Source organism: Chryseobacterium sp. GW821-FHT04C04 (assembly GCF_059420365.1).
The window spans coordinates 1,035,403-1,054,525 of sequence record NZ_JBWKTO010000001.1 but is presented as its reverse complement, the minus strand read 5'-3'; the positions used below and the strand labels follow the sequence as shown (position 1 = coordinate 1,054,525).

Here is a 19,123-nt window from a genome sequence, read left to right as displayed (position 1 = left end):
ACTATAAAGATGATGAAAGAAGGAATAGCTTCCTCCATTTTAGAGAATGTCTATAAAGCGGAGGAACGATTAAAAGATGTAGTGGTAAAAACACCTTTGGCTGTCAATAATAACCTGTCAGCTATTTATGAGGCGAATATTAGTTTTAAAAGAGAAGACCTTCAAAGAGTAAGATCCTATAAAATAAGAGGAGCTTATAATAAAATGGCAACCATGTCACAGGAAGAGCTTTCAAAAGGAGTGGTATGTGCCAGTGCCGGAAATCATGCACAGGGAGTTGCTTTTGCGTGTCATACGATGAAGGTAAAAGGAACTATTTTCATGCCTTTGCCTACCCCCGGACAAAAACTTGAACAGGTGAAAATGTTCGGAGGAGAATACATAGATGTCATTCTGTATGGAGATACATTTGATGCAGCGAAAGATGCAGCGATGAGTTTTTGCAAAGATCATAACAGTGCATTTATTCATCCTTTTGATGATCCCGCGATTATTGAAGGACAGGCAACAACGGCACTGGAAATTCTGGAGCAAACGGAAGGTGTTATCGATTACCTTTTTGTTCCGATTGGAGGAGGAGGTCTGACAGCAGGCATTTGTACTGTATTTCAACATTTGTCTCCACAGACAAAGATTATTGGGGCAGAACCTTTAGCGGCAGCAAGTATGAAAAAAGCACTGGAAAAGGGGAGACCCGTACTTCTTGAAAAGATAAGCAGGTTTGTAGATGGAGCGGCTGTACAGCAAGTGGGAGATCTCACTTTTGAACGCTGCAAAGGTATCCTGTATGATATGGCTACGGTAGAGGAAGGACTTGTTTGCCAAACCATTTTGTCATTGTATAATAAAGATGCAATTGTGGTAGAACCTGCAGGAGCCCTTTCAGTCGCAGCATTGGAAAAGTACAGAGACGAAATAAAAGGTAAAAATGTAGTCTGTATTATCAGCGGAAGCAACAATGACATTACCCGTATGGAGGAAATCAAGGAAAAAGCGTTGCTGTATGCAGGATTGAAACACTATTTCCTGGTGAGATTTCCACAGCGCCCCGGAGCATTGAAAACGTTTGTAATAGATGTACTGGGACCTGATGATGACATTACCTACTTTGAGTACACCCAAAAAAACTCAAAAGAAAAAGGAATTGCAGTCGTAGGAATTGCTCTCAAACAAAACAAAGATTTCACCCCTTTGATTGATAAAATGAAGCAAAATGATTTTTTTGTCAACTATCTGAATAATGATCCTTCTTTAATGAATCTTCTTATTTAAAAGAATTTACATGTAAAAAGAGAAACGTTTCTCTTTTAACAATATCAAATGACATAAGAAACTGAAGCGTTAAGAAACTGAATGCTGTGAACGTTAAAAAAACTCTAGTGTTTGAGTGCGGGGCAATATTTGATACTAAACACAGACTGTTTCCGCACGAGTTTAGAGTTTTTAGAGAACAGATTTCATTTTTAGCGGAAGTTTCTAAGTTTTGAATTTTTGATTCTTTTGCTTCAAGGCAAAAGAACTATAATTAATTAAAAATAATTTTTTAAATCATTAAGGATAATTAAGTTTTTAAGAATATGAAGGAAAATATCTTTCGATATTATTAAGCGGAATGCTTCATTCAAATTGAATTGAATTTTAACCTTTCTTAAAGCCTTAATTTTTAATAATAATTCCAAATCATATTCTATATTAAATTATTTCGTTTTCAAACAGATTCTAAAAACACTATGATGAAAAAAGCTTCACAATCTGTGAAGCTTTTTTGTTTTTGGCACTGTCAAATGACATAAGAAACTGAAGCGTTAAGAAATGAATACTGTGAACGTTAAAAAAACTCTAGTGTTTGAGTGCGGGACAATAGGTGATTCTAAACACAGACCGTTTCCGCACGAGTTTAGAGTTTTTAGAGAACAGATTTCATTTTTAGCGGAAGTTTCTAAGTTTTGAATTTTTGATTCTTTTGCTTCAAGGCAAAAGAACTATAATTAATTAAAAATAATTTTTTAAATCATTAAGGATAATTGATAATTAAGTTTTTAAGAATATGAAGGAAAATATCTTTCGATATTATTAAGCGGAATGCTTCATTCAATTGAGCTGAATCTTAACTTTCCTTACAACCTAAATTTTCTTAATGGTTCAATTCTTTATCCTTATAAGTTATCTTTCAAGCGAAAAATTCGAAATTACTTTCGGACGTTCTGCTTCATTAGCTACTTTCCAGGATGTTCTGTACATCCATTCGGTCATCTTATACAGCTTTTTGTAATTGATATTTTCAGATTCATCCTGCGGAGTATGGTACTGATCATGCAGTACACTCGTGAAAAATAGAGCAGGAATCCCGATTTTAGCATAAGGAAGATGATCACTTCTAAAATAGAAATACTCAGCATGACTCGGAGAATCCCAATCTTTCAGGTATTTGAATTTTGTACTTTCATTATTGGCATCTTCAGCCATTTTTACCAATTCTTCAGAATTTTTATGAGGAGCATTTCCTCCTAATAAAGCCGCTTCATTATTATCATTTCTTCCGATCATATCACCGTTCAGAACCGCTACAATGTTCTCTTTAGGAACAACAGGGTGGGCTGCATGCCATCTTGAACCCAGTAGTCCTCTCTCTTCAGCCCCATGGAAAACAAACAAAATACTTCTTTTTCCCGGCTGTTTCTTATAAGCTCTGGCCATTGCCAACATGGCAACACACGTACTTGCATTATCATCAGCACCATTGTAGATCGTATCGTTTTTTACAGGATGTCTGATACCGTCATGATCCTGGTGTCCGCTTATCAAAACATACTCGTTTTTAAGAACCGGATCCGTACCTTCTATCTTTCCGATGATATTAATTGATGGATATTTGTAAGATTCAGTGATCAGGTTCAGAGAAGCTTTAGGATTGTTTTTTACCCAGCCTGCATTTTCTCTTTTGATCCACAAAACAGGAATATTATTGGTGATTTTCTCTCTTAGTCCTTCCACTCCGTAGCTTCCTCTTGTCATCTGAGGGAGTATTTCTACCCAGCTTTGCTCAGAAATATCATCGGTGATGAAAATAATGGCTTTAGCTCCCAGTTCAGAAGCTTTATTGTAATATTTATTCCTTACAAATCCGGGATACCTCCTTACGAAAAGAGTCATATCTTTGGAAATGTTTTTATCAGAAGCATTTATGGCAAGAACCTTCCCTTTGATATTTAATGTTGCAAGATCTTCAGGTTCTGCGTTTCCTGCGTACACAACTTCAGCATCTACAGACGCATTTACAGGCTCTGCAACCAGGAAATCTTTCCATAGTTTCAGGCTGTTGTCTCCAATTTTCAGACTGCTTTGCGGGATAATCTGATGTCTGTACATATCAAAAAACTGGAAAAAAGTTCCGTTATCCCCAGCAGGCTTCATGCCGGCTTCTTTTGCTTTGTCAGCAAGCCACATAGAAACTTTTAACTCGTCCAGAGTTCCGGCTTCACGGCCCCAGAATTGGTCTGCGGCAAGCTGATACATATCGGTACGAAGATCAGACTCTTTGATGGCAGATACCAAAGGTTTTTTATAATTCTGAGCATTTCCAATAGCAAATAAGAAAAAGCCCAGCAGAGAAAAAACATAATTTTTATTCATAGGAACCTTAATTGAAGTTAGCTAATTTCTCTGAAAACTGTTTTGAAAATTCCTTTCTGTCTTCTTCCAGCTTTTCCAGGTTAGAAGGCAAAAAATAATTAAAAAGGATCTTGTCTTCATGGTCTAAAAAGATAATTTCCTTTTCATTTCCATCGATCATCTGTGAGAAAATATCCCACATCGGAGTGTCTTTTAATTTTAATAATTCAAAAAACTGTTCTGCTTTGATTTCGATTTTCTGCATGTTCTTTTTTATATAGTATCGTTGAATATTTCTGAATTCTGATTCAAAAATAAAGATTTTGTATTTCACTGACGATTAAAACTCGAGAAACTTCAGCTTAAACTGGATAGCAAAATTTTCTTTAAAATGAGGTGTTGCATAATAACCCACTCTGTAGAATAAGCCCAGATTAAAATAACTGGAAAGGAAATTGTTCCATTCCAATCCGACTTCCTGATACAGGTGATCCAGCTTTCTGAACTTAAACTGGTGGTATTCCGGGTGCTTCATATCCCCGATAGTCCCTCTTAAAACAAAATCAAAACTGGAAACATTATGCCCGAAACTTTTGAAATACCAAGGCAGTTTGTGTGTAAAGTAATACGCTACGAATCTGTCATTATAGTATTTTCCACCTTCCAGTGTTGCAAACCCAAGATAAGAAGTAAGGTTAAAATTAAAATCCTTACCAGGAGAAGCCAGTCCGTTCATCGTAAAGTTTTTCCAGATAGGCGCTCCACCCAGAACAGCACCTCCATACAATCTGAAACCAGTAGTTCCGATCGGAGTCTTAAAATTATGAACAAAAAGAGCATCAAAACGGGAGTAATTAAAATCCCCCTGTAGCATTTTGTAACTCTGCTCATAATTAAAATACAGCTCAGGATATTTCTGATCGATCAGAGATTTTCCCTGTGGAGTCATAATATTGGTAGAATTCGGAGAATATTTTAAGGTAAAAAGAGTGTTAAAATTTCGGTAAGAAGTTCCTCTGTCTCTGAACTGATAATCAAATTCTGCGGCCTCTGTATTTCTACGTACAGCGAGGGCAAGGGTAAGACCGTTTGTGACATCATTCAGGTAAGACAATGACATTCCTTTAAAGTGAAAATATTTGTCATTATTTAGGTTATTCCCGAAGTTCATCGTTCTCATTTTGAAATTCCAAAGCTTTCGGTTAAACTCTCCTGATGCTGTTACATCATCATACACCTCAAATCTGAAAAATGAATTTTTCTCCAGCGTAGTTTTCATATCAAGCCCCATCCCGTATTTCCATTTTCTGTCTTTCACACCATAGGCAAAGTAATAGTCCGGTGAAAAATAAGGATTGAAATTTTCATTCAGCTTGGCTTTTAAACCTAATCTGAAGCCTTCGTATGAGTTGTAATTAACAATTTCATCCACAGCGATATCTACGGAACCCATTCTGATCTGCCCGTTCAGCAGTCCGGATAAGATCTGTGCTTTGCTGTCGATTTTATATTTTTTACCTAAACTGTCGATTGTTTTATAGGTATTTTGTTCCCTGTCCGTAAGAGGATCCGTTCTGTATTGATCCAGAGAATGGCCGTCAATGTTTTTTACAGAAAAAGTATAGCCTTTGAAATCTTTGGCATTCTCTTCAATTGGAGCCTCGAAATCAAAGTATTTAGACGTAAGAAACGCATAGGTTCCAAAGCTCTTTTTGCCTTTCTTGTCATCGGCATGCACTTTGTCATCCATCGCCATTTTACCCATTTTAAGCTTGGCTTTTTCGTGGGCAAGAAACCATTTGTTATTGTAAAAAACCCAGGTACTGGTGATGATTCCTTCATTTTTGCTTTTACTGAAATTTTCAATTTTTTTGACTCCGTAGGTTTCAGTATCTACATAAATGGCACCGTTATACTTTCGCTTTCTGTCTGGCTTCTTGTAGTTCACTTCACGGAAACGGATCACAAAGTTTTTTCTTCCGTCCAGCGTCACTGTATCTGAAAGAAAGAATCGGTAAAGACCTCTGTTTTCAGGCTTCAGTTGTTCGGGAACAACATCTCTGTTACTTTGCTGGAGTGCAATCATTTCATAGATAGGCTGTCTCAGACCAGAGATTCTGTTGTCCAGAATATTGATCTTCTCACCATACTTTTTGGAATATAAAAACTCCTGTGCCCTTTCCCAAAGGAAGAGTTTGCTTTTGGAAAATATTTTTCTTGCAGTGATGTTATTCAGTGAGTCTTTTTCCCTTTTTTTCTTGAAAATATTGAGATCATTGAAATACTGATTAAACTGGGAAAGGCTGTCCTCATCTATATCCAGAGATATTTTTTCGTAGGATTTATAGGAGTAGGAACCTAAGCTTTTCGGGGAGTTTTCTTTAAATAGTTTATTGACTTTTTTAAGAATTTCCAACGCTCTGGGATCACTTTTATCTTCAATCACCACAGTTTCAATGTCAGTAGTTTTTGATGTTTTTTTGAGCAGGGAAACTTCTATACTGCTCTCTACGGTAACGCTTTCTGTCTGATAAGTATCGGCTTCAATATCAATGTTTTTGCAACCCGTTTTGAATTCTAAAACGCCTTGTTCATTGGTATATCCAATAACTGTGTTGTCACAGGATATCTTAGCATTAAAGACAGGTTTTTGACTGGCGTCATCTACAACCTTAATCTTTGATTGCGAGTACGCCAAAAAGCTGATCAGAAAAAATAATAACAGTAAGCCCCTTTTCATGTATAAAAACTACGTCAAAATTAATGATATTTATTGTTCTGGAAAAGTTTTTAACAGAGTATAACATTGATTTAATCTAATGTTTGTATGTGCTTTTTCCTGAGAAAATTGAATGTCTGATTCTCTCAGATAGTCTTTCTGAATTTCTTGAAGATTTCCAATAAAAAAACTCCTGAACAGATGAGGCTCAGGAATTTTAATTGTTTATTGTAGTTTTTGTGTTTCTGAAATGTTTTATCGATCATCCAAAGCCTTCATAAATTCAATAATATCATCTATTTCTTTATTGGTCAGCTCTAACGGAGCATCAGAAAGTGTCTGATTTTCTACTGGGAAACCAATTCCTTTTCCACCGCCTTTGTTATAGAAATTCATCACTTCCTTTAGGGTTTTGTACCCTCCATTGTGCATGTAAGGCGCTGTTTTATTACTATTTCTAAGTGTTGGAGTTTTGAAAGAATGCTGTAATGAAGGAACTGTCTCATGAAACTTTCCTCTTCCCAGATCATTGTCAAATATTTTATTCTCTCCGTTCACAGCTACTCCCAACACTTCCTGTTCTGTTTTCTTGAAATTAGGAGGAACGGTACCATTGAATAAAGGAAGGAAATGGCATATTGCACACTGAGCCTTTCCAACAAAAAGATTAAACCCTCGCTTTTGGCCTTCCGTCATTGCCGACTTATTTCCTCTCATATATTCATCAAAAGCAGAATTGAATTTTGCCAGAGAACGGATGTAGCTCGCCAGTACATTCTGAAGCTGCCATACCTCCGTTTTTTGAGAATGATAGATCTTTTTAAAAGCTGCCTGATAGTTTTTATCCTGATTAATTTTTGCAAGAATGATATTCAGGTCGCCATGCATTTCTTCTTTGTTGGAAATCACATCTGAGCTCTGTCCTTCCAAGTCATCCTTCCGCATATCCCAAAACTGGCCATGCTGATATCCTGCATAATTGAGAGAAGGTGCATTTCGGGCAAGCTCTGAATTTTCAAGGGACATCGATTTAGCAAGGCCATCAGTAAATGCTTTCTCAGGGATATGACACGTTGCACAGCTTCGGTTGTTACTATTGGACAGTATCTTATCATTAAAAAGCTGGTGACCAAGAGCTGCTTTTTCTTCAGAGTATGCATATTCTTTTCCTGGAGTAAAAGCGTTGGGATTAAAAGCATTTTTAGCAAAAAAAGTAGCTGCATTTTTGTTTAAGGCAGTGGTTACCTCAACATCCGGAATTTTCTCCTGATTTTTAAAATCCAGCATCAAAGCAGTGATTTTATTCAGATGATCAGGGATAAAATTGACATAATCAAATGTATTTTTGTCTGTATTTTTTTTCAAAACTTCAATCGCCGAATGGATTTCTGCAATAATGTTTTTTAATGCTTTACCTTTCGACCGTTCAGTAGAGATTTGTTCTAATGTCTCTTTAATACCCTCCAGAGAAGAAGGCATTTCTTGTAAAAAAACTCCCGAAACAGGAGTATCGAAACCTGAAATTCCCAAGCTGGAAATCCTGAAAGCTTCCTGTCTTAAAGCATCAAATACCTGATCTTTGCTTACGGTAATGACCTGAAAGTTGGTTGCTATGGTATTGCTTTTATTGATAAGCTTATTAAGCATTCTGATCACTTCATCTTTATTCCCCTTATCATAAGGATAAAACATTTCTTCCAAAACCTGCAGTCCTTCTGGTTCTATTTCGGTATGCTCATCCATTTCTATTTCAGGAAGGGCAGGACCATTGATAAACCTTGCAGACTGGGGTAGGAAGTATTCTACCGCCCATTCCATTTTTTTGTAGGTTTTTCTGATATCCTGAAACTTTTCGTGAAGAAGTTTTTCCTCAGAATTTTTAGAAACAAGGGCTTTCAGTTCGTTGATCTGTTTTTCAAAATCTGTGTTGGTTTGGAGGATTCTGTTTTTTACAGAACCAAGATCTTCATACACTGGCTGCTGCTTATCATTTTTACAATAATAAAGAGTAAAAAGTGCGGCTGCACAGTATAACAAAAGAAGTATCGGGTATTTTGAAAGTTTATGCATAGGTATGAAAAAGTATCAACAGAAAATTTCTATTGATACTTTAATTTGATATGAAGGAATTAAAACTATTTTTCTACGTTTCTGATGATTACAATCTGTCCACCTTCTTTATTGGTGTTGATTCCGGAACCGTCAGGGTTTTTAAATTTATCTAACTGCCAAGTATGTGAGTGGATATTGACCGTAAAAGTATTTGGAATTCCGATGATATCGGAAATATCAACCATTGCCCCGAATTCCCAAGAACCAAACTTCTGAAGATCTCCAGATTGGTTGTAAGCCGTCTGCCATGCAGAATCGTTTCTGTTGTGCTTCATGTTCAACCATGGTTTATATTGTTTTGTAGCAATATTCAGCTGCCAGATGTAAGAATCGTGGTTGGCATTTTTATAATAAGAATCTCCGTCTTCCTGAATGTATACAAAGTTTTCAGTAACACATAAATTATCAGGATTGATAAGATTGTTTCCTGGGTTAGAATCTCCTTCAGCAACAACTTCCAATTTTCCTGTCAGCATATTACTGGAATTAAGAACAAGCTTGTATACTCTTCCCCACATCGTTAATCCTGCTTTTGGGTTCATTCCGTCCGAAGATTCTCCGGTAGCGGTAAAGTAAATTTCTCTTCCTTTTCCTGCTCCTTTTCTGTAATCTACATCTTCTACTCTTGAAAAGCGAATCGCGTTATTATCAATATTTTTCTGGTTAATCTGAGCTCCTGTAAGATTTTTGGCGTTAGGAATTTCAACAAACTCTACATCGTAGCTGCTTCCCTTTGTCATATCAGTTTCAGTATAGTTGCTGTTGGTTCTTTTTAAAGAATATAACTTACCATTATCCAGATCCCCTTGTGTATCGGCTACATACATGATCAACTGTCCTGCTGACTGGTGAGAAGAGGAATAAGACTGGTCTTCCCCAATGATGATATAAGATTTTCCATTGGAAACGTCTTTAGGAAGTGGAACGGCATTTTCCATGGAAGCTTTTCCTAAAGCTGGTTTTACTCTTGTTTTATCTGATGCCTGAGATACTGATGCCAGTGGATTCAAAGCATGAACCATACTTTCTTCACCCGATTCACCCGCTGTAAGGAAGGCGCTGAAACCATGAATTTCTGGTGTTGCTAATGTAGCGGAGCACAATCTTGTCATTCCTCCGGTTCCATTTAAAATATATTCTCCTTTTACAGGCTTAAAAGTTTTATCTAAATATACTCTTGATACAGACTGTTTGATCTCATGATTGGTGATCATCAGATAGCCGTCAGAATTAGGATCTTTCATAATTCCCATCCCATCAGGCTGACCTCCGAAAACGAAATCAGGAGAGCCTGAAAGAATATCAGAACTGGAAATAAGTGTCGTAATATTTAAATTTTCAAAACCAGTCATTCCAAAAACGAAAGCGGGTTCTTTAGAAAAATTTTCAATCTTTATTTTGTCATTGACAGGAGTATTTCCATCCCCGTTATTGTCATCATTACAGCTTTGAAAAGCAATAGCTGCAAGGATCAGGGCTCCAATAGTTTTGTTAATTTTCATAATTATATTTTTTGAATTTCGATTAAGGCAAAACTAAAGGTCTAGTGTTAACTATGTTTTACGAGGACAAAACAATTAGTTTAATATTAGGTAATGATTTGTTAAGATAAGGTCAATAATTAGAATGGATATAAATAGAGAGACTTTGATGAAAATGTTCGTAATAAGAATAATATATTATAACGCAGTGTACGCAAAGTTTTTATTTTCTGCTTTTTTCGTTTGCAAAGGCGTTACACTCAGCTATGAAATAATTGCTTTTTTTGCTAAATGAAATGCCTTTGCGAACGAAAATATTTATGATAGCATGAGTTTTTTGCGATCCTTAGCGGTTAAATAAAACATATATCTTTTTAATCCCCACGGATTTCACGAATTACACAGAGGTTTGAGGGGAAGTATGATTATTACGTACGCTTAGTCCGATCAATGAAGTTGATTCCATTCTTTGCCTCCCGAAATTATAAAGTATTATAGAAAAGACTTTGCGTTAAAGAACATAATATATGGCAAAAACAGCCCCGGCTGTCTCGATTCCGAGACAGCCGGGGCTAAAATTTATAATAGAAGTTTCTATTTTAGATACTCAACGCTTTCTGGTAAGCATTTTCTAAGCCTTCAAGATTTTTACCCCCCGCTGTTGCGAAGCCTGGGTTTCCACCGCCGCCGCCTTGGATCTCTTTAGCAAGATCTTTTACGATAGCACCAGCCTGATAATCTGCAGCCAGATCATCAGAAACTCCAACGGTAATCATTGGTTTTCCGTCTGCATCAGAAAGAATAATCGTCACTGAAGCAGGGATTTCTTTCTTCAGCTGGAATACGATGTCTTTTACAGAACCTGCGTCCAAAGAAGTTTTCTTTACCAAAAGCTGCTTGTTGCCTTTCTGCTCATAAGCATTCTTCCATTCACCAATTTCTCCTTTTGCTTTTTCTTTCTTAAGAGCATCTACCTCAGCTTTCAATGAAGTGTTTTCTTCGATCAGTTTTTCGATGGATCTTACAACATCTTTAGACTTTAACAGCTGAGAAAGTTCAATGATTTGTTTTTCAAGATTATTGAAATATTCCTCAGACTTATCTCCTGAAATAGCTTCAATTCTTCTGATTCCCGCAGCTGCAGAACCTTCGGAAGTGATCTTGAAATGACCAATTTCGTTGGTGTTTTTTACGTGAGTTCCTCCGCAAAGCTCCTTTGAGCTTCCGAACTGGATCATTCTCACGCTGTCACCATATTTTTCACCAAACAAAGCCATTGCTCCTTTCTCCAGAGCTTCCTGGATCGGAATATTTCTGAATTCCTGTAAAGCAATACTTTCTTTGATCTTTTTGTTTACTTTTTCTTCAATTAATGCTAATTCTTCCTCAGTCATTTTGTTGAAATGAGAGAAGTCGAAACGCAGATAATCAGGTCCTACATAAGACCCTTTCTGCTCTACGTGAGTTCCTAAAACCTCTCTTAACGCTTCATGCAGAAGGTGAGTCACAGAGTGGTTAGCCTGAGAATTTTTTCTTTCAGAAGCATTTACTTTAGCATAGAAAATAGCGCCTGCATCTTTAGGCAGATCATTGATCAATGAGATAATCAGTCCGTTCTCTTTTTTAGTTTCCAGTACTTCAAAGCTTTCAACTGCATTCTCAAGAACACCTTTGTCTCCAACTTGTCCACCTCCTTCCGGATAGAAAGGAGAACTGCTTAATACCACCTGATAAAATTCTCCGTCTTTATTTTCTACCTTTCTGTATCTTGTAATATACGTTTCAGATTCTGTCTGGTCGTATCCTACAAATGTTTCAGGTTTATCTTCAAGATTTACCCAGTCATAGACTTTCTGAGCAGAATCTGCCTTTGAACGTTGTTTTTGTTTTGCCAATTCAGCCTCAAAACCTTTTTCATCGATCGTTAAACCTTTTTCTTCAGCGATAATTCTCGTTAAGTCATCAGGGAAACCATAAGTATCATACAATTCGAAAACTTCTTCCGTTGGCAATACTTTTTTACCTTCCGAAATGGTCTGCTGAATTAATTTATCAACTCGGATTAATCCGGTTTCAATTGTTCTTAGGAAAGATTCTTCTTCACTTTTAATAACTTCAGTTACCAAAGTTCCCTGTTTTTCCAGCTCAGGGAAGAAAGTTCCCATTTGTTCCTGTAAAACAGCAACCAATTTGTAAAGGAAAGGCTCTTTCATGTCTAAGAATCTGTAAGAATAGGAAATTCCTCTTCTCAAAATTCTTCTGATTACATACCCAGCTCCTCCGTTTGAAGGTAGTTGTCCGTCTGCAATAGCAAAAGAAACCGCTCTGATGTGGTCTACCACAACACGGATCGCAATATCTTTTTCGTCTTCTAAAATTCCGGTGTATTTCTTCCCTGAAAGTTCTTCAACTTTACCAATTAAAGGCGTGAAAACGTCTGTGTCATAGTTGGAAGACTTCCCTTGAAGCGCCATACAAAGACGTTCGAAGCCCATTCCTGTATCTACATGCTGTGCAGGAAGTTTTTCCAGAGAACCGTCAGCTTTTCTGTTGAATTCCATGAAAACGAGATTCCAGACTTCCACAACTTGAGGATGATCATTGTTCACCAATTCAAGTCCTGAAACTTTAGCTTTTTCTTCCGGAGTTCTCAAATCAACATGGATTTCAGAACAAGGTCCGCAAGGTCCGCTTGCCCCCATTTCCCAGAAGTTATCTTTTTTATTTCCGTTGATGATTCTGTCTTCGGAAATTACTGCTTTCCAGTAGTCATAAGCAGCCTGATCTCTTTCCAGATTTTCAGAAGCATCTCCTTCAAAAATCGTTACATATAAATTTTCTTTTGGAATTCCGTATACTTCAGTCAGTAATTCCCAGGCAAAAGCAATAGCCTCTTTTTTGAAGTAATCCCCGAAAGACCAGTTTCCCAGCATTTCAAACATGGTGTGGTGGTAAGTATCTCTACCCACATCATCCAAATCATTATGCTTCCCTGAAACTCTCAGACACTTTTGAGTATCGGCAATTCTAGGGGCGGTAGGAGTTTTGTAGCCAAGGAAGAAATCCTTGAACTGCGTCATTCCGGAGTTGGAAAACATAAGGGTAGGGTCGTCTTTCAGCACAATAGGAGCTGAAGGAACGATCAAGTGCTCCTTACTTTTAAAATAATCTAAAAATTTTTGACGTATCTCTTGTGATGTCATAGTATTGCTTTTGCTTTTTTTAATATCAAATTTTGATAAGATGCAAATTTAAGATTTTTAAGCGATTTGTAATAATTTTATGCTATGTTTTGAATGGGGCAGGTTTTGATATGGGAGGCAGATTAGAATTTTTTAATTTCTTTTTATGAAACCTTATAGGTTTTCAAAACCTATAGGGTTTGCAGTGACTGTAATCAATAATAATCTTTCTAATTTTGCAATTTTCCTTTTAACTTACTACCTTCGTTGTGATCTGAAATAAGACAAAATATCCTTCCAATGACAAAAGATGAAGAACTGAAAAGCTGGATAGAACAATATTCGGGACCGCTTTTGAAGCGGGCACTGTACGTACTTTCAAATAAAGAAGACGCTCAGGATGTTGTTCAGGAAGTTTTTCTCTCTGCTTATTCCGCTTATGATTCTTTTGAAGGGAAGAGCCAGGCGCTGACCTGGCTGATGGCTATTCTTAATAGAAAAGTTGCAGATTTTTACCGGAAAAAATATAAATCTGAACCCAATATCAGACTTGACCATTTTTTTGATGAAACAGGATCATGGAAAAATAATGATGTTCTCAATGACTGGGATATCAATGAAAAGGAATCTGAGCTGTTAGATAATGATGATTTTAATAAGACATTGGAAGAATGTATTGAAGAACTGCCTTCCAGATGGAAAATTTTGCTTAAAATGTATTATATCGAAGAAAAAAAAGCACCGGAAGTGAGTCAGGAATTAGATGTTTCAACGACTAATCTTTGGAAGATCTTACAGAGATGCCGAATGCAGCTGAGAGAATGTCTGGAATTTAATTGGTTTTCAGGAGGATAAATGATTTAAAATGATAAGAAAAATTCTACATATCTTATTTCTACCATGCAATGAGGCTACTTTGTTGATGGAAAAAAGGAATGCCCAATCCATTTCTGCCAGAGAAAACCGGATGCTTAGCATGCACCTGATGATCTGCAAATGGTGCAGGATGTACAATGAAAAACTTGCTCTTTTGGATAAAGTTTTTAAAAAGACATTTTCTGAACAAAAAACTGAAATAAATGAAATTGAAATTCAGGACTTTAAAAATAAAATGATCGATAAATTAAATTTCTAAGAAAATTTCTGTCAGGATTTTGAAATTGTTCCGACTATACTTTTGAAAACAATAAAGTATTCATTTAATCTTAAAAAAATGGTAGGAACAGAACAAAAATCTAAACAGAATCAATTATCCCTAATCGGATATTACATTTCGCTTTTCGGAGCAGCGCTTATTTTACTGTGGATTGGTATTTTCAAATTTACCCCTACAGAAGCCGCCGCAATAAAACCTTTGGTAGAAAACCATTTCCTAACTTTTTTCGTATATAAATTGACAAGCGTCCAGGCAGTGTCAAATCTTATCGGAGTGATAGAAATTATCATTGCATTACTCCTGATATTTAGTGCGAAATTTGCTGTACTGAAAAAGTATGCAGGAATAGGAATGATTGCAACTTTTCTGGTAACATTAAGCTACTTGTTTACAACACCGGGAGTGTGGAAAGTGGTGGATGGAGTTCCTGTAACTGATTTCTTTATTTTAAAAGACCTGATGCTTTTAGGATTTGGATTAATGATTGTTCAAAATAATAAGTAATGAAAAAAAAGGTAAATATGAAAAATATATTCATTATACTCGGAATTGTTCTGGGTATAGCAGTATTTGCTGCAGGGTCCGGGCTTTTTACAAAAACAAAGCCCCATGAAGCGGAAGTAAAAAAAGAAAATGAGAACATTATGGATAATAAAAATGTCAAAGAGATTTATTTTGCAGGGGGATGTTTTTGGGGAACAGAACATTTTTTTCAACAAATTCGTGGAGTTGTAGGAACAGAAGTAGGCTATGCCAATGGGAATACCAATAATCCTACTTATGAAGAAGTGGTAAGTCATACAACAGGTTTTGCAGAAACCGTAAAAGTAAAATATGATCCTGAGCAGGTAGATCTGAAACTTCTGATTGATTTGTATTTTAAGACCATTGATCCTACAAGCAAAGATCAGCAGGGTAATGACAGAGGAAATCAATATAGAACAGGAATCTATTTCACCAACAAAACAGATGAAGCAGTTGTAAAAGATGAAGTTCAGAAACTGGCAAAAAATTATAACAAGCCATTACTCGTGGAAACTATTCCATTGAAAAACTTCTACAGAGCAGAAGATTATCACCAGGATTATCTGGATAAAAATCCGGGAGGGTACTGTCATATCGAACCGGGACTTTTTGAAATGGCGAAAAAAGCCAATCCGCTTCCAAAACCAGCCTATCATAAACAGGATAAAAAAGTTTTAAAAGGGAAACTGACCGCAGAACAATATAATGTCACTCAGGAAAATGGTACTGAAAGACCTTTCCAAAACGAATACTGGAACGAAACCCGCGAAGGAATTTATGTAGATATTACTACAGGAGAACCTTTATTTGTTTCTACAGATAAATTTGAATCCGGTTGTGGATGGCCAAGTTTCTCAAAACCAATTACGAAAAGTTTGATTGATGAAAAACTGGATCGTACCCATGGAATGGATAGGGTAGAAGTAAGAAGTAAAACCGGTGATGCCCACTTAGGACACGTTTTCACAGACGGTCCGGAAGACAAGGGAGGACTTCGTTACTGCATCAACAGTGCTTCTTTGAAGTTTGTCCCAAAAGCTGAAATGGAAACAAAAGGATACGGAAAATATCTTCCGTTGTTAGATAAAAAGTAATGTGAAAGGAAGGCTGCCATCTGGCAGCCTTTTATTTTTTGAATTAATGATGTAGTTGAAATCGTTCTTTAATGCTGAGCATAGAGATATTCAGAAATATAAGAAATCCGAATATAAAGAAATAGTCCTCTTTTGGAAGCGTTGTAAGAGCTGTTGTTATTTTTCCATAATAGCTATCGGTTTCTACGGATCCCCAATCTATAGTATCATTACAAAGTAAACATTCATATTCAGGATATTGCACCTTAGGATCAACATAGCTGTAAACAGCAAAAATATGTCCTGTTTTCTCCAGATCAACTGCATACTGTTCTTGTTTGGCTATATGCAGATCGTTCAAAACAGAAACAAAATCACCATACGTGTTATTTTGACCTAAAATAAACTCAATACCAGACTCTTTCTCATTTCTTTTTGGGAGGTTTTTCAGTTCGGAAACGTACAATTTTGAGTTTTGTTTAGCCGTGTTGGGAGCTACTTCTACTTTTTTGTAATTCCAGTTTCTTACAGATTCAAAAGAATACATATCGTTACTTCTATCTTCTTTTAATTTGGCTGGAAGTCCAATATCCATCACAGAAACGTTAATGTCTTCAAACTTTTGATTTCCATAATACCAGAATAAAACCGGGATAATGACAGCACTGATAAGCCCCGGGAAGTAGTATATTTTTTTCATGCTAATCTTTTTCTTTGGATTTGAAGGTTTTCTTTAATGCTGAACATAGAAATATTTACAAAGAGCAAAAAACCGAAAATAATATAAAAAGTTTGTTGGGGAACGTGATTGATAAAACTTTCTGGCTTGATTAAATTCAGGCTTTCTTTTTCTCTGTAGTCATTACCACCAACTACACATCCATAAACAGAACGAATTTCTTTATCGAGGTCTTTATAAAAATGAACAGCAAAAAAATGTCCCGTTTTTTCCATATCAACACAAAATGCATCCTGCTTGGAAATTGTCATAGCATCCATTAGAGCAATGAAATCCTGATAGCTATTGTTATTGTCAATGATAAATTCAATTCCAGATTCTTTTTCATTTCTTGCCTGCAGTTCTTTAAGTTCAGAAACATAGAAATTTTGGTTTTGAAGAGCAGTGTTAGGCTTAACTATAATTTTCTTGTAGTTCCAGTTTCTATAGAATTCAAAAGTATTGTCTAAAGGTATATTAGGTCTAATTTTCGCTGGAAGTCCAAGGTCCATTATGGTATATTGAGGATGAACCCTCTGGTTTCCGTAATACCAGAATAAAACAGGGATCAGTAAGGCACTGATGAATCCCGGAACGTAGTATATTTTTTTCATGGTTAGTTTTTGGAAAGAATGAAAATATTAAGCCAAAAAAAAGTGATCCGAAACCGAACCACTTTACAATAATCTTTAAATATTTTAATGATTAAATCTTTTAATCCTCAATATTGACATCTACCAATCTCTTTTCTTCAAAATCCAGTATGACCCGAATATAAAAATAGCACACCATACCAAACAGGCGATAAGACTTTCTGTAGGGTAATGGAACTCGTATTTTACGCCCATCATTTTAGCCATATTTAATCTCATCATCGGATTAGGAATAAGACTGGACATACTTTCCAGCGGTAAAAGATGAGTGATGAAAAAATCATTCTGAAGAATCTCATTTCTTTGTGGTCCCTGCATACCTTTTACTTTGGAGAAAACTTCAACAGCCGTTAAGATTCCTTCACCAATCCAGAAAACAAAAAGGGCAAGAAATACAAAAACCGATTTTCTTAATAAAATGGAAAGGAACATTAAGAAACAGAAGAAAGTGAAGAGCTTTACAAGATAATTTCCGATAAAGAAAATCTCAGCAAAAACCTTTGTAGACTCTGTGGTGTTTGAATATTGATATCCAAGCAATATGGTGATTCCGAATACAAGTACAGTAGAAACAAGGGTGAAAATACTGATCGTTAAAAGTTTTGACATTATGAATTCTTCTCTGCTCAATCCATCAATTGTATTCTGCTTAAACATTCGGTTGCTGAATTCCTGTGAAATGGAGAAAACAATGATCAATCCCAGGAAAATTTTCAATAAAGCAACAATCCATGTGGTGAAATTCCAGATTTCCGGAAAGTTATAAATCCCTTGTTCCTTCAAATTAATGGTTGCTCCGAAAAGATCAAAGTCAACCAATCCGATGAAAAGCAATGCGATAAGAATGGCAAAATATAATATGGTGAAAACCTTGAATGGTCTGTAATTCAGGTTTTTGTAGTATTCCAGTTTTAATAATTTTATCATGACTAATGGGTGTTTTTTACAAGTTCAAGGAATTGAGATTCAAGAGACAGCTTTTTCTTTGTAAGGTGTGACAGGAAAATCCCTTTTTCAGCCAGCTTCTGATTCAGTACAGAAGCCGAAACGGATACATCATCACGGAGTTGGGCTTTAATATAATCTCTGTCCTGATTGACGAAACTGAACCATGGAAGTTCATTTAAGGTATTGAAAAGTAATGTATTGTTGTCTGCCTTTAATTCAAAATAACCGTTGTTGGAAGTTATTTCATCCACTCTTCCGCAGTAGATGGAATTTCCTTCCTTCAACACAATTACATGGCTGCATATTTTTTCAATTTCATCCAGAAGATGGCTTGCAATGATAATGGTGATTCCCTGCTTGGCAATATTGCTGATGATTTCCCTGATCTGAATAATTCCTTCAGGATCCAATCCATTGGTTGGTTCATCTAATATCATTACTTCAGGATTATTCAACATCGCTGAAGCAATGGCAAGACGCTGTTTCATTCCCAGAGAAAAGGTTTTGAAAGTATCTTTTCTCCTTTCATACAGATTAACGGTTTTCAGAACTTCATCAATTCTGGAGTAAGGAGCTTTTTTAATTTCGGCTACAATCTTAAGGTTGGTTTCTGCACTTAAATAAGGATAAAAGTTGGGCTGCTCGATAATCGCTCCAATCTTTTTTAAAGTTTCCGGATCAGTACCTTTTTTACCAAACCAGAACCAATCTCCACTGGTAGGATTGATGGTAGAAAGCAGCATCCCGAAAGTTGTGGATTTCCCACTTCCGTTGGGACCCAAAAGCCCATAAACATTTCCTTTTTCGACATCAAAAGAAATATTGTTGACCACAACTCTTTTGAATTTTTTTGTCAAATTCTTTACTGATAAAATCTTTTCCATGTAATTTGTTTTACATAGTAGTAGTCTATATGAATTAGATAATGTTACAGAATTATCATA

At 36.1% G+C, this 19,123-nt stretch carries 15 protein-coding genes; 5 read left to right on the top strand and 10 right to left on the bottom strand.

All coding sequences use genetic code 11. The features are described from left to right. Positions 1-9 precede the first annotated feature (9 nt). On the top strand, positions 10-1,272 hold the full coding sequence (gene ilvA / locus AC07UM_RS04710; RefSeq protein ID WP_494684637.1) for a threonine ammonia-lyase: 1,263 nt from the start codon (positions 10-12) through the stop codon (positions 1,270-1,272). Positions 1,273-2,163: 891 nt separating this feature from the next. On the opposite strand, the gene AC07UM_RS04705 is transcribed toward ilvA, so the two are convergent. From AC07UM_RS04705 to alaS, 6 genes are all read right to left on the bottom strand, one after another. Next, positions 2,164-3,633, bottom strand: a complete 1,470-nt coding sequence (locus AC07UM_RS04705) for a M20/M25/M40 family metallo-hydrolase (protein ID WP_494684636.1) — start codon at positions 3,631-3,633, stop codon at positions 2,164-2,166. A 7-nt stretch (positions 3,634-3,640) separates the two neighbouring features. Continuing rightward, positions 3,641-3,877, bottom strand: a complete 237-nt coding sequence (locus AC07UM_RS04700) for a hypothetical protein (RefSeq protein ID WP_494684635.1) — start codon at positions 3,875-3,877, stop codon at positions 3,641-3,643. Positions 3,878-3,952: 75 nt separating this feature from the next. Further along, positions 3,953-6,352, bottom strand: coding sequence for a hypothetical protein (locus AC07UM_RS04695; RefSeq protein ID WP_494684634.1), 2,400 nt, complete (start codon positions 6,350-6,352; stop codon positions 3,953-3,955). A 234-nt stretch (positions 6,353-6,586) separates the two neighbouring features. Further along, complete coding sequence (locus tag AC07UM_RS04690) at positions 6,587-8,401, bottom strand: cytochrome-c peroxidase (RefSeq protein ID WP_494684633.1); 1,815 nt, start codon at positions 8,399-8,401, stop codon at positions 6,587-6,589. 65 nt (positions 8,402-8,466) lie between these two features. After that, positions 8,467-9,945, bottom strand: coding sequence for a PhoX family protein (locus AC07UM_RS04685; protein WP_494684632.1), 1,479 nt, complete (start codon positions 9,943-9,945; stop codon positions 8,467-8,469). A 578-nt stretch (positions 9,946-10,523) separates the two neighbouring features. Next, the gene (gene alaS / locus AC07UM_RS04680; protein WP_494684631.1) at positions 10,524-13,127 is read right to left on the bottom strand and encodes an alanine--tRNA ligase; all 2,604 of its coding nucleotides are present in this window, start codon (positions 13,125-13,127) and stop codon (positions 10,524-10,526) included. Between the two features lie 279 nt (positions 13,128-13,406). Here alaS and AC07UM_RS04675 point away from each other — a divergent pair, with 279 nt between their 5' ends. The 4 genes from AC07UM_RS04675 (at position 13,407) to msrB (ending at position 15,881) form a co-directional block, all read left to right on the top strand. Continuing rightward, complete coding sequence (locus tag AC07UM_RS04675) at positions 13,407-13,961, top strand: sigma-70 family RNA polymerase sigma factor (protein WP_494684630.1); 555 nt, start codon at positions 13,407-13,409, stop codon at positions 13,959-13,961. Between the two features lie 10 nt (positions 13,962-13,971). After that, positions 13,972-14,241 (top strand): hypothetical protein, encoded by a 270-nt coding sequence (locus AC07UM_RS04670; RefSeq protein ID WP_494684629.1) that lies wholly within the window; start codon positions 13,972-13,974, stop codon positions 14,239-14,241. A gap of 78 nt (positions 14,242-14,319) precedes the next feature. Next, a complete protein-coding gene (locus AC07UM_RS04665) occupies positions 14,320-14,766 on the top strand; it encodes a DUF417 family protein (protein ID WP_494684628.1) in 447 nt (148 codons plus the stop codon). Positions 14,767-14,783: 17 nt separating this feature from the next. Beyond that, entirely contained in the window at positions 14,784-15,881 is a 1,098-nt protein-coding gene (gene msrB, locus AC07UM_RS04660) for a peptide-methionine (R)-S-oxide reductase MsrB (protein ID WP_494684627.1), read from the top strand. Positions 15,882-15,924: 43 nt separating this feature from the next. Here msrB and AC07UM_RS04655 read toward each other — a convergent pair whose 3' ends face one another. The 4 genes from AC07UM_RS04655 to AC07UM_RS04640 form a co-directional block, all read right to left on the bottom strand. Then, positions 15,925-16,560: a hypothetical protein gene (locus AC07UM_RS04655; RefSeq protein ID WP_494684626.1), complete on the bottom strand. Its 636-nt coding sequence runs from the start codon at positions 16,558-16,560 to the stop codon at positions 15,925-15,927. Beyond that, positions 16,557-17,192, bottom strand: a complete 636-nt coding sequence (locus AC07UM_RS04650) for a hypothetical protein (RefSeq protein ID WP_494684625.1) — start codon at positions 17,190-17,192, stop codon at positions 16,557-16,559. Before AC07UM_RS04650 ends, AC07UM_RS04655 begins: the two co-directional genes overlap by 4 nt. A 120-nt stretch (positions 17,193-17,312) precedes the next feature. Next, positions 17,313-18,158 (bottom strand): ABC transporter permease, encoded by an 846-nt coding sequence (locus AC07UM_RS04645; RefSeq protein ID WP_494684624.1) that lies wholly within the window; start codon positions 18,156-18,158, stop codon positions 17,313-17,315. A gap of 2 nt (positions 18,159-18,160) precedes the next feature. Beyond that, positions 18,161-19,063, bottom strand: coding sequence for an ABC transporter ATP-binding protein (locus tag AC07UM_RS04640; protein WP_494684623.1), 903 nt, complete (start codon positions 19,061-19,063; stop codon positions 18,161-18,163). Between the last annotated feature and the right edge of the window lie 60 nt (positions 19,064-19,123).

What these genes read in the sequence shown, in the direction of transcription:
- ilvA (WP_494684637.1), top strand. Translation starts at nt 10, where the DNA reads ATGATGAAAGAAGGAATAGCTTCCTCCATTTTAGAGAATGTCTATAAA.
- AC07UM_RS04705 (WP_494684636.1), bottom strand. Translation starts at nt 3,633, where the DNA reads ATGAATAAAAATTATGTTTTTTCTCTGCTGGGCTTTTTCTTATTTGCT.
- AC07UM_RS04700 (WP_494684635.1), bottom strand. Translation starts at nt 3,877, where the DNA reads ATGCAGAAAATCGAAATCAAAGCAGAACAGTTTTTTGAATTATTAAAA.
- AC07UM_RS04695 (WP_494684634.1), bottom strand. Translation starts at nt 6,352, where the DNA reads ATGAAAAGGGGCTTACTGTTATTATTTTTTCTGATCAGCTTTTTGGCG.
- AC07UM_RS04690 (WP_494684633.1), bottom strand. Translation starts at nt 8,401, where the DNA reads ATGCATAAACTTTCAAAATACCCGATACTTCTTTTGTTATACTGTGCA.
- AC07UM_RS04685 (WP_494684632.1), bottom strand. Translation starts at nt 9,945, where the DNA reads ATGAAAATTAACAAAACTATTGGAGCCCTGATCCTTGCAGCTATTGCT.
- alaS (WP_494684631.1), bottom strand. Translation starts at nt 13,127, where the DNA reads ATGACATCACAAGAGATACGTCAAAAATTTTTAGATTATTTTAAAAGT.
- AC07UM_RS04675 (WP_494684630.1), top strand. Translation starts at nt 13,407, where the DNA reads ATGACAAAAGATGAAGAACTGAAAAGCTGGATAGAACAATATTCGGGA.
- AC07UM_RS04670 (WP_494684629.1), top strand. Translation starts at nt 13,972, where the DNA reads ATGATAAGAAAAATTCTACATATCTTATTTCTACCATGCAATGAGGCT.
- AC07UM_RS04665 (WP_494684628.1), top strand. Translation starts at nt 14,320, where the DNA reads ATGGTAGGAACAGAACAAAAATCTAAACAGAATCAATTATCCCTAATC.
- msrB (WP_494684627.1), top strand. Translation starts at nt 14,784, where the DNA reads ATGAAAAATATATTCATTATACTCGGAATTGTTCTGGGTATAGCAGTA.
- AC07UM_RS04655 (WP_494684626.1), bottom strand. Translation starts at nt 16,560, where the DNA reads ATGAAAAAAATATACTACTTCCCGGGGCTTATCAGTGCTGTCATTATC.
- AC07UM_RS04650 (WP_494684625.1), bottom strand. Translation starts at nt 17,192, where the DNA reads ATGAAAAAAATATACTACGTTCCGGGATTCATCAGTGCCTTACTGATC.
- AC07UM_RS04645 (WP_494684624.1), bottom strand. Translation starts at nt 18,158, where the DNA reads ATGATAAAATTATTAAAACTGGAATACTACAAAAACCTGAATTACAGA.
- AC07UM_RS04640 (WP_494684623.1), bottom strand. Translation starts at nt 19,063, where the DNA reads ATGGAAAAGATTTTATCAGTAAAGAATTTGACAAAAAAATTCAAAAGA.